Raw genomic sequence first — 10,702 nt, 5'->3', positions numbered from 1 at the left:
CTTTAGCGTAGCGCGTGTATGAGCGAAGAAGTTAGATGGAATAAACCATGAATCTGATCCAGACCCTTGAGCAGGAAGAAATCGCCCGCTTGAACAAGACCATTCCCGTTTACGCTCCCGGCGACACCGTGATCGTGAGCGTCAATGTGGTGGAAGGTACGCGTAAACGCGTGCAGGCTTTTGAAGGTGTGGTGATTGCCAAGCGCAATCGCGGCCTCAATTCCAGCTTCATCGTTCGCAAGATCTCTAACGGCGAAGGCGTGGAACGTACGTTCCAGGTTTACAGCCCGCTGATCGCGAAGATTGAAGTCAAGCGCCGTGGTGATGTGCGCCGTGCCAAGCTGTACTACCTGCGTAGCCGCAGCGGCAAATCCGCACGTATCAAGGAAAAGCTGGGCGCCAAGGCTGCCTAAAAGCACCTCCGCCCTGAAAAGCCGCTCTGTCGAGCGGCTTTTTTTTGCCTGCTAACCTCTCACTCCATGAACAACACCCGGCCCCTGCCGAAGTTTGACCCGCGCAGCATCCCGGTGCTGGGTATTGATGACCATCTGGCGGGGGTCCCTTCGGCGCACCTTTCACCGGAGGCCCTGCGCCAGCGTTTTCGGCATCCGCCTGTGTGGACTCCCGAACACAGCGTTGAAAAGACATTCACCGACCGCACGCCTGCGCTGGCTGCGGTGCTGATTCCGCTGGTCATGCGGGACGAGCTGACACTGYTGCTGACGGAGCGGACCACCAACCTGTCCACGCACTCAGGCCAGGTCGCCTTGCCCGGCGGCCGTACGGATGAAACCGACCGCGATGCGGTAGACACCGCGCTGCGGGAAGCGCACGAGGAGGTGGGCTTGCCGCGCGACCATGTGGAGGTGCTGGGCACCTTGCCGACCTACGTCACCGGTACCGCTTTCATCATCACGCCGGTGGTGGCGCTGGTGAGGCCCGGGTTCGTGCTGCAGCCCAATCCGGGTGAAGTCGCAGATGTCTTCGAGGTGCCGCTGGGCTACCTGATGAACCCGGCCAATCATCGCCGCCACGAGATGGAGTTCGACGGCGCCCTGCGCCAATGGCTTTCCATGCCGTACTCAGACCCCTCCGTGGAAGGTGATGGCAACGAGGCCAGGGAGCGTTATATCTGGGGCGCGACGGCCGGCATGCTGCGTAATCTCTATCGTTTTCTGGTGGCTTAGCCCACCACCGTCCAGGCTCACTTCGTGTAGCCTGTTCCCCCCTTCCAGGGGGCGGCGCCTGGGGCCGGCGAAGCCGAAAAATTAGCACACCCCTATCGGGCTCACTTCGTGTAGCCCTTTTCCCCTTGCAGGGGACGGCGCCTACGGCCTGGCAGAGCCAGTTCCGCGGCCCCTGCTCGCACGGGCCCCGCTGGGTTGTGCTAACTGAACTCTTAAACCCAGCATGAGCCGCGGGGCTGGCTATGCCAGACCGCAGGCGGGCGGCCCCCTCGGGGGGMAGCGCATTACACGAAGTGAAAAGCGTGGGGGCCAAGTTATGATTCCTCATGAGCTTTTTTGCCGTTTTGTTTGCACTCATCATCGAACAGGCCCGTCCGCTGGCCCGCGGCAACTGGATTCATGCGGGATTTCGGGGCTGGGCCCGCTGGACCAACCGCAGCCTGGATGCCGGCAAACCGCACCACGGCTGGATCGCATGGACGGTCGCCGTGCTGGTGCCGGCGCTGGTCACCTTCCTGATTCACTGGCTGCTGTGGACCATCAACCCCGTGCTGGCTTTTGCATGGAACGTGGCAATCCTCTATGTCACGCTGGGCTTTCGGCAGTTCAGCCACTACTTCACGGACATACGCGACGCGCTGGATGACGGCGACGAAACGACAGCGCGCGAATTGCTGGCGCAGTGGCGCCAGGTCGATGCGAGCGAGCTTCCGCGCAGCGAAATTGTCCGCCACGTGATTGAATATTCGGTGCTGGCCGCGCACCGCCATGTGTTCGGCGTGCTGGGCTGGTTTTCGGTGCTCGCTGCGCTGGGGCTGGGGCCCGCAGGCGCCGTGCTCTACCGCATGAGTGAGTTCGTTTCACGCTACTGGGCCTATAAAAGAAGGACCGCCGCTGCAGCAGGCGAGGGCGCCAGCACGGCGTTGCAGCTTGCCGCAAGCCGTGCCTGGGGCGTGATTGATTTTGTGCCCGCCCGTGTCACCTCGCTGGGTTTCGCGGTGGTCGGCAGTTTTGAAGACGCCATTGATGCCTGGCGCAACTACACGCACCGGTTTCCGGTTGGCACTCCTTCGGCCTCTGAAAACCGCAACGACGGGATCATCCTGGCTGCCACGTCCGGTGCCGTGAACGTGCGCCTGGGCGGCGAAGCGCTCAAGACCACGTTTTCGGCGGACACCTCGCAAAGTTTCCAGGCGGGTGGCCTGGATGCGGAAGACGGCATCGCCACAGAAGCCACGCCTGGCCGGGAGCCCGAAGTGGCGCACCTGCGAAGCATCGTGGGGCTGGTGTGGCGTTCCGTGGTGCTGTGGATGGTCTTGCTGGCGCTGCTGACCCTGGCACGCCTGCTCGGATGAGCGGCAGCCTGCCTTCCGGGCAATCCTTCTGGAGCCCTGCGGTGCGCGGTCTTGTGCCGTATGTGCCGGGGGAGCAGCCCGGTGTTGCGGACCTGGTCAAGCTCAACACCAACGAGAACCCATACCCGCCATCGCCCCGTGTCGTTGCCGCCATCACGGCCGCGGCGCAAAACGGCCTGCAGCTTTATCCCGACCCGCAGGCCAATGCACTCAGGCGGGCGATTGCCGGCTACCACGGCATAGACACCGGCCAGGTGTTTGCTGGGAATGGTTCGGATGAAGTGCTGGCGCACGCTTTCTGCGCATTTTTCCGCCACGGCCAGCCGCTGTTGATGCCGGATGTCAGCTACAGCTTTTACAGGGTGTACTGCGGGCTCTATGGCATTGAGGCCGGGCTCGTGCCGCTGGATGCGTCCCTGCGCATCCATGTGGCGGATTACACCGCGCCATGCGCGGGCGTGGTGATTGCCAACCCGAACGCGCCCACCGGCACCGGCCTGCCGCTGGCGCAGATCGAGCAACTGTTGCAGCAACAGCCCGAGCGGGTTGTGCTGGTAGACGAAGCCTATGTGGATTTCGGCGGCGAAACCGCCATTGAACTGATTGCGCGTTATCCCAACCTGCTGGTGGTGCACACGCTGTCCAAGTCGCGCTCGCTGGCCGGATTGCGCGTTGGTTTTGCCGCCGGCCAGCGCCACCTGATTGAAGCCCTTGAGCGGGTGAAAGACAGCTWCAATTCCTATCCGCTGGACCGCCTGGCCATCGCCGGTGCCGTGGCGGCTTACGAGGATCGTGCTTATTTTGAAGCGACTCGCACGGCCGTGATCCAGAGCCGTGATCTGTTAAGCCGGCAGCTGCAAGGCCTCGGCTTTGACGTCTTGCCATCGCAGGCCAACTTCCTGCTGGCTCGCCATCCTGGCCACGACGCAGCGGCCTTCGCGGCCGGCTTGCGCGAAAAAAACATCCTGGTGCGCCATTTCAGGCAGCCGCGCATCGACCAGCATTTGCGCATCAGCGTGGGCACGCCGGCGCAGTGTGAGGCGCTGGTGCAGGCCTGCCGCGAGCTGCTCAAGGCCTGACGCTATTGCCCGGACGGGCGCTGCCCGTCAGTTCCCGTCAATATCGGGGTTGCGACAGCTCGGCAAATAGTTCGCTATACAAACGATAGCGGCTTGCGCTGATTCCGTCTGGGCTGGGCCCCGATTTGACCTTTGAAATCACCCCGCAACCCGGCTCATGCAGGTGGGTGCAGTTGTAGAACTTGCAGTCCTGGGCGTGCGCCTTGAGGTCGGGCATGTAGTTGGCCAGCTGCACTGGGTCAATGTGGTGCAGCCCGAACTCCTGAAAGCCCGGCGAATCAATCAGCGCGGTGCTCCTCTGACCGTCCGTCCCGGTATTCACCCAGTACAGCGTGGTACTTGTGGTGGTGTGTTTGCCTGAATTGAGGGCCTGCGATATTTCCGCCGTCAGCACCCGTGCATCGGGCACCAGCAGGTTGGTCAGGCTGCTTTTGCCCGCGCCTGAAGGTCCCAGCACCAGCGTCTTTTTGTCCCGCAGCAAGTCCGTCAGTTCCTGCAGTTCCGGGTGCGGGGCATCGGCCGGCCCGCTTGTCGCTGTTTTGGGCTTGATGGCCAGCGAGAGCATTCTGTAGCCCATGGCCCGGTAGGGCGCCAGCTTGGCCCAGGCGCGCCCGAAAGGCTCGGTGAGGTCGCTTTTGTTAAGGGCGATGATGGGGGTGATACCCTCTGCTTCAGCGGCAATCAACGCGCGGGTCAGCTGGCTTTCCGAAAACTCGGGCTCGGCTGCGATGAGGATCAGCACCTGGTCGAGGTTGGCGGCGAAGGACTTGGTGCGCATCTCGTCCTGCCGGTAAAACAGGTTGCGGCGCTCTTCAATTTTCTCGATGGTGCCTTCGTCTTCGGAAGGCAGCCAGCGAATGCGGTCTCCCACCACGGCCTGGCTTTTCTTGCCGCGCGGGTGGCAGATGAGGCGTTCGCCGGTGTCGGTTTCTACCAGCACATGGCGGCCAAAACCCGCCACCACCAGCCCGGGCCGCGTGCCTGCGACGGGCGCGGCGGCAGGGCGTGCCGGTTTGCTCAAGCCAGCAAGGCGTCAACCTTCGACGCACAGAAAAAGTCACTGACTGAAACACCATCGACGTCATGCGTGTTGAAACGCACGGTGCATTTGCCGTAGCTCACGGCCAGGTCGGGGTGATGGTCTTCGGCATTGGCAATGAAAGCCAATGCGTTGACGAAGGCGATGGTCTCGTAGTAGTTCTTGAAGCTGTAGGTTTTTTCCAGCGAACCGTCGATCAGGCGCCAGCCCAGGGCCTGCTCGCCATTGAGCTTGCTCAACTGGGTGACGATTTCCGTGGCGCTCAGGGCGCGGCGGTTTTGGTGGATCGGGTTGCTCATGTCGCGGTGCTTTCAACAGAAGGAATCATGCGGCCCAGCCGTTCGGAGGCGGGCGGATGCGAATAGTAAAACTTCACAAATACCGGGTCGGGCGTGAGGGTGCTGGCATTGTCCTGGTAGAGCTTGAGCAGGGCGCTCTGCAGGTCTTTGCCGTCGGTTTGCGCCACGGCATAGGCGTCGGCCTCGAACTCGTGTTTACGCGAGAACTGCGCAAACACCGGCGAGATGAAGAAGCTGAAGAGCGGCACCACCAGCAAAAAGAGCAGCAGCGCCAGGGCGTCATTGGCGCCGGTGAGGTTGGGCCGCACGCCCAGGCCGGTATAGAACCAGACCTGTGACGACAGCCAGCCCAGCAAGGCGAAACCGGCCAGGCTCATGGCAAACATCAAGACGATGCGTTTGATGATGTGCTTGTGCTTGAAATGGCCCAGCTCATGCGCGAGCACGGCGTCAACTTCACCGGGGTTGAGCTGTTTGAGCAGGGTGTCGTAAAACACCACGCGCTTGGCCGCGCCGAAGCCGGTGAAATAGGCATTGGCGTGGGCCGAGCGTTTGCTGCCGTCCATCACGAAGAGGCCTTTGGCCGCAAAGCCGCAGCGCTGCATCAGGGCTGTCACGCGCGCCTTCAGTGTCTCGTCTTCGAGCGGTTTGAACTTGTTGAACATCGGCGCGACGACGGTGGGGTAGAGCACCAGCACCAGCAGGTTAAAACCCATCCAGGCACCCCAGGCCCACAGCCACCACAGGCTTCCCGCGCTGCCCATCAGCCACAGGATGAGCGCCACGATGGGCAGGCCGATGACGATGCCGACCAGCGTCGACTTCACCAGGTCGGCCAGCCAGAGTTTCAAGGTCATCTTGTTGAAGCCGAAACGCTCTTCGATGCGGAAGGTGCTGTACAGGGTGAAGGGCAGGTCGAGCAAACCGCTGATGAGGCCAAAAGCGGCCAGCAGGGCCAGTTGCGGCACCAGCGCGCCCCAGGCGGCCAGGCCGGAACCGGCGATTGCCTGGTTCAGCGTGTCGATGCCGCCCAGCAGCGTCCAGCCCAGCAGCACGGCGGCGGCGAAAGCCATCTCCAGCATGCCGAAGCGTGCCTTGGCGATTGTGTAGTCGGCTGCCTTCTGGTGCGCCTGCAGCGAAATGGTGGCCGAGAAGGCGGCGGGCACCGCGTTCCGGTTCCGTGCCACATGGCGGATCTGCCGCGAAGCCAGGTAGAACTTCGTGAGCAGCCCCAACACCAGAAAGGCGGAAAACACCCCGGTGAAAACAAGCGAATAGTCGGTCATGGCTGGCAGTTTAGGCGATCAGCGAGAATCGCAAGATGCCTGAAACTGAACCCCTACTTAAAAAATCAGACCAGAACCTCGTCTGGCTGGACTGCGAAATGACCGGCCTCGACCCGGAAAAAGAGCGCCTGATCGAGATCGCCGTCATCGTCACAGGCCCGCAACTCACGCCGCGCATTGAGGGCCCGGTTCTGGCGATCCACCAGACCGACGAGTTGCTGGACCAGATGGACAACTGGAACAAGGGCACCCATGGGCGCAGCGGCCTGATCGACAAGGTCAAGGCCAGCACCGTGGACGAGGCAGATGCCGAAGCGCAGATTCTGGCTTTTTTGGCCCGATACGTTCCCAAGGGTGTTTCACCGCTGTGCGGCAACACCATCAGCCAGGACAGGCGCTTCCTGGTCAAGTACATGCCCAAACTCGAAGCCTTCCTGCACTACCGCAACGTTGACGTCAGCACCTTCAAGGAACTGGCCAAGCGCTGGAGTCCCGAGGTTTACAGCGCCTTCAAAAAGCGCCAGAGCCACACCGCCCTGGCCGATGTGCACGAGTCGATTGACGAACTTGAGCACTATCGGCAACACTTCCTGAAGTGAATTCTGCGTAAGTCATTTCGGGGTTTTAGCCAGACAGGACAAGCGCAAGCAGCTATTGAAATGATAGCGGGTGCGCACGGTACAGGCTGACGGCAGGAAGCCGCGATGCCCCCGGTTGAGCAGGGGATTGGTAGAAACCCGTAAAGCACGCTATAATCGTGGGCTTGCAGTGCACTGGGTGCCCTGCATTTGTACATCTACCTCACACTTTTGACTCCAATAACGGAGTCACCGCTTCGGGCACATTTCTGCTGCCTGGACCGCATATTCGTTTGATGGTTGATGTTTTATTAACCATGAACGAATCCTCCGCATCGCGGGGGTGAAGTTTCCTGTTCCTTCGCCAAAAGCGTTGCGCACAGGTGATTAGTGAGAAAAAACATGACTGACTCTTTTGAGGCTCGTGGCGACGTTTTGCCCGACACAAATATTGATACCACCGCTGAAGCCGTGATCCACGTGATTCCGGACTTCTCTTCGGACGAGCCTTCGGCAGCCGCAACCTCCCTGGAAGCTGTTGCAGCCGAACCCAACGGTTTCGTGAAGCTGGGCCTGGCCAAGGAACTCCTGCAAGCTGTCGCCGACATGGGTTTTACCCAGCCGACGTCCGTGCAGATGGCCACCATCCCCAAGGCCATGCAGGCCCTGGACCACGACGCCAAGAACGACCCCAAAGCCAAATTCACCGACCTGCTGGTTTCCAGCCAGACCGGTAGCGGCAAGACCGCAGCCTTCCTGCTGCCTGTGCTGCACACCCTGCTGAAACAGCAGGAAGAAGCCGAGCGTTTTGAGCGTTCCGAATTTGAACGCCTGAGCGCCGAAGCCGTCGCCCGCGGCGAAGCACCCCTGAAAAAACCCAAGCGCAAGGACCCGACCAGCCCGCGCAACTTCAAGGCTGCCACGCCCGGTGCACTGATCCTGTGCCCGACGCGTGAATTGGCCCAGCAGGTTTGCGCCGACGCAATCGACCTGGTTCGCCATTGCCGCGGCCTGCGCATTGCCAACGTGGTGGGCGGTATTCCTTACCAGCTGCAAATTGCCAAGCTGCAAAATGCCGACCTCGTKGTGGCCACCCCCGGCCGCCTGCTCGACCTGCAGCGCAGCATGCAGATCAAGCTGGACCAGGTGCAGTTCCTGGTCGTCGACGAAGCCGACCGCATGCTGGACCTCGGCTTTGCCGACGACCTGACCGAAGTCAACCAGCTCACGATCGAGCGCAAGCAGACCATGATGTTCAGCGCCACGTTTGCGCCGCGCATCATGCAACTGGCCACGCGTGTGATGCGCCAGCCGCAGCGCGTCGAGATCGACTCGCCGCATGAAAAACATGCGTCGATCACCCAGTCTCTGCTGTGGGCCGACAACATGACCCACAAGCGCAAGCTGCTGGATCATTCGCTGCGCGACACCACCATGAACCAGTCGATCGTGTTTGCCTGCACCCAGGTTGAATGCGACGGCCTGGCCAATGACCTGGTGCAGGAAGGCTTCAGCGCTGTGGCGCTGCATGGCGCACTGGGCCAGGGCCTGCGCAACCGCCGCCTGATGGCTTTCCGCGACGGCCGTGTCCAGATCCTGGTCGCTACCGATGTGGCTGCCCGCGGCCTGGACGTTCCGTCGATCACCCACGTGATCAACTACGGCCTGCCGATGAAAGCCGAAGACTACGTGCACCGCATTGGCCGTACCGGCCGCGCCGGCCGCGAAGGCCAGGCGATCACGATTGCCGAGTTCCGCGATCGCCGCAAGATCCAGGACATCGAGCACTACATGCAGCAGAACCTCAAGCCCAGCGTGATCGCCGGTCTGGAGCCACAGCAGCGCTTTGCCCCGACCTCCGATCGCCCACGCGGCAACTTCGGCGGTGACCGCGGCGACCGCGGTGGCCGCAGCTTCGGCGGTGGTGGTGATCGTGGCGGCTATGCCGGCCGCAAGCCTGCAGGTGGCTTTGGCGGTGGTGCTGGCGGTGGCGGCTTCGGCGCACCTCGTCACAACGACCGTGACGATCGTGCTCCCTTCCAGGGCCGCGCTCCTGGACCACAGGGTGGCTATGGCGACCGTTCCGGTTTCAATGACCGCGGCCCGCGCCGTCAGGATGACCGTGGTTTTGGTGGCGGCAACAACACCGGCWTTGCGCCGCGTGAAGACCGCAACTTCGCTCCGCGCAACGAAGGCTTTGCTTCCCGCAATGAAGGTTTCGCACCGCGCCCTGACTTTGCCAACCGCAAGCCTGGTTTTGCCAAGCCTGCCGGCAAGGTGTTTGTGCCCCGCGATGCGGCCAAGAAACCCGGCAAGTTCTCCAAGCCCTTTCGCGATTGATGCTTAATTAAGCATCGCCAGCAAGGGCAAATAAAAAAGCCGCCCCGGACAATGTCTGGGGCGGCTTTTTTTATGGCCCCGTGCGGACTGGGGGCCGCACCCGCGGACACCTGCAACGCCCGCTGAAGTTATGATGCGATGGCCGCGCCGGCAGTCCGGCGCTTGCCAAAAAACACATCCACATGCACGCAGCCGCCTGGCCTCCTCTTTCAAAGAACTGACTCTTTGCTTCCTGCGCACCCGGACGTCCGTCCTGTTGCAAGGCTGAAGCACTGCCCGCACCCGCCGGATCGCCCCAGGCGGGGTGCCTGATCCCGACCGCCTTTTTCATTTGTGACGATCCCGCATCGTCCGCGATCACGTTCATCTCTCTTTTTTGGAAATCGTCATGTCCCTGTTCAATACCCTGGTGGCCTCTGCCATCCCGCTGGCGCCGCACGCGCTGATCCGCAAAGTCTCGCGCCGTTATATCGCCGGTGACACCGTGGCCGATGCGATCAACCGCATCGTGGCGCTCAATATCGATGGTTTTTCCGCGACCGTCGACGTCCTGGGCGAAACCGTCAAATCCTTGTCTCAAGCCGACGACACGACGCGCGAATACCTCAAGGTGCTTGAAGCGATCGCGCGTGAGGGACTGCGCGCGAACATCTCGGTCAAACCGACAGCGCTCGGCCTGCTGCTCGACGCGGCCCATTGCGAGCGCAATATGGAACGCCTGCTCGACGCAGCGAAGGCGCACTCAATTTTTGTGCGCATCGATATGGAGGACGCCAGCTGCACGCAGCGCGAGATCGACTTGTTGCTGCGCCTGAAAAAGCGTGGATATGCCAATGTCGGCCTGGTGCTGCAGGCCTACCTCAACCGCACCGATGACGATATTGGCCCGCTGCTCGGCGCGAGTGAAAACCTGCGCGTCTGCAAAGGCATCTATGTCGAGGCGCGCGAGCATCTCGTGGAGGGCGCCTGGCACGACCGGCGCGCGATCAACCCGCACTTCCTGCGCCAGATCGCGCGTTGCTTTGACAGCGGCACCTTTGTCGGCGTCGCGACGCATGACGAGGAGCTTGTGGACCAGGTGATCACACTGGCGCGTAGCCGACGTGTGGCCAACTCGGCGTTCGAGTTCCAGATGCTGCTCGGCGTGTGTGAAGGCCTGCGGGACCGGCTGTTGGCCGAAGGCTACGCGGTCCGCATCTATGTGCCTTGCGGCAAGGACTGGTACGGTTACAGCATGCGGCGCATCAAGGAAAATCCGCGCATCGCGGGTTATCTGGTGCGCGCCTTGTTGACTCGCTGAGCGCTTCAGCTCATGCCGTTGCGGCTGGCCAGTTCGACAAACAACGCCGACTGGTCCAGGTCCGTCAGGCCGTTTTCAACACCTTCGGCATAGAGCCGTTCAAAGAGTGCCGTGACCGGTGCTTCAAAGCCGATCTCCTGTGCGGTGGCCAGCGCATTGCGCATGTCCTTGAGCTGGATGTCCATGCGGGCGCGCGGCGCGAAGTCGCGCTCCAGCATGCGCTGGCCGTGCAGCTGCAG

Annotated in this window: 11 protein-coding genes; 7 read left to right on the top strand and 4 right to left on the bottom strand. The window is 61.9% G+C overall.

What is annotated here, in order from left to right; genetic code table 11:
• Window positions 1-47: 47 nt before the first annotated feature.
• From rplS to hisC, 4 genes are all read left to right on the top strand, one after another.
• Window positions 48-413, top strand: a complete 366-nt coding sequence (rplS, locus tag AC1D1X_RS07355; protein WP_077595343.1) for a 50S ribosomal protein L19 — start codon at window positions 48-50, stop codon at window positions 411-413.
• A 66-nt stretch (window positions 414-479) separates the two neighbouring features.
• Entirely contained in the window at window positions 480-1,187 is a 708-nt protein-coding gene (locus tag AC1D1X_RS07350) for a CoA pyrophosphatase (protein ID WP_477668032.1), read from the top strand.
• Between the two features lie 326 nt (window positions 1,188-1,513).
• The gene (locus tag AC1D1X_RS07345; protein WP_457279969.1) at window positions 1,514-2,542 is read left to right on the top strand and encodes a CobD/CbiB family protein; all 1,029 of its coding nucleotides are present in this window, start codon (window positions 1,514-1,516) and stop codon (window positions 2,540-2,542) included.
• Window positions 2,539-3,621 carry a histidinol-phosphate transaminase gene (gene hisC, locus AC1D1X_RS07340; RefSeq protein WP_477698062.1) on the top strand — a complete coding sequence of 361 codons (1,083 nt, stop codon included), beginning with the start codon at window positions 2,539-2,541 and terminating at the stop codon, window positions 3,619-3,621. The genes AC1D1X_RS07345 and hisC overlap by 4 nt, the downstream gene beginning before the upstream one ends.
• A gap of 37 nt (window positions 3,622-3,658) precedes the next feature.
• On the opposite strand, the gene rsgA is transcribed toward hisC, so the two are convergent.
• Genes rsgA through AC1D1X_RS07325 form a run of 3 tightly spaced genes read right to left on the bottom strand, consistent with a single transcriptional unit; the run spans window position 3,659 to window position 6,245 of the window.
• Window positions 3,659-4,642 carry a ribosome small subunit-dependent GTPase A gene (gene rsgA, locus AC1D1X_RS07335; protein WP_477668030.1) on the bottom strand — a complete coding sequence of 328 codons (984 nt, stop codon included), beginning with the start codon at window positions 4,640-4,642 and terminating at the stop codon, window positions 3,659-3,661.
• Window positions 4,639-4,959: a 4a-hydroxytetrahydrobiopterin dehydratase gene (locus AC1D1X_RS07330; protein WP_436157846.1), complete on the bottom strand. Its 321-nt coding sequence runs from the start codon at window positions 4,957-4,959 to the stop codon at window positions 4,639-4,641. The genes rsgA and AC1D1X_RS07330 overlap by 4 nt, the downstream gene beginning before the upstream one ends.
• Entirely contained in the window at window positions 4,956-6,245 is a 1,290-nt protein-coding gene (locus AC1D1X_RS07325; protein WP_477668029.1) for a M48 family metallopeptidase, read from the bottom strand. The genes AC1D1X_RS07330 and AC1D1X_RS07325 overlap by 4 nt, the downstream gene beginning before the upstream one ends.
• 35 nt (window positions 6,246-6,280) lie before the next feature.
• On the opposite strand from AC1D1X_RS07325, the gene orn reads away from it, so the two are divergent.
• From orn to AC1D1X_RS07310, 3 genes are all read left to right on the top strand, one after another.
• The gene (gene orn / locus AC1D1X_RS07320) at window positions 6,281-6,844 is read left to right on the top strand and encodes an oligoribonuclease (RefSeq protein ID WP_457279974.1); all 564 of its coding nucleotides are present in this window, start codon (window positions 6,281-6,283) and stop codon (window positions 6,842-6,844) included.
• A 381-nt stretch (window positions 6,845-7,225) separates the two neighbouring features.
• Window positions 7,226-9,163, top strand: coding sequence for a DEAD/DEAH box helicase (locus AC1D1X_RS07315; RefSeq protein WP_477698061.1), 1,938 nt, complete (start codon window positions 7,226-7,228; stop codon window positions 9,161-9,163).
• Window positions 9,164-9,551: 388 nt separating this feature from the next.
• A complete protein-coding gene (locus AC1D1X_RS07310; RefSeq protein ID WP_477668027.1) occupies window positions 9,552-10,463 on the top strand; it encodes a proline dehydrogenase family protein in 912 nt (303 codons plus the stop codon).
• Window positions 10,464-10,468: 5 nt separating this feature from the next.
• On the opposite strand, the gene AC1D1X_RS07305 is transcribed toward AC1D1X_RS07310, so the two are convergent.
• On the bottom strand, window positions 10,469-10,702 hold a 234-nt coding region (locus AC1D1X_RS07305), incomplete at its 5' end, for an NAD-binding protein (protein WP_477698060.1).

The sequence above is a fragment of the Polaromonas sp. P1_G4 genome (assembly GCF_056405475.1).
Note: the sequence above shows the minus strand (reverse complement) of the source record. Positions and strands in the feature narration are given on the sequence as shown.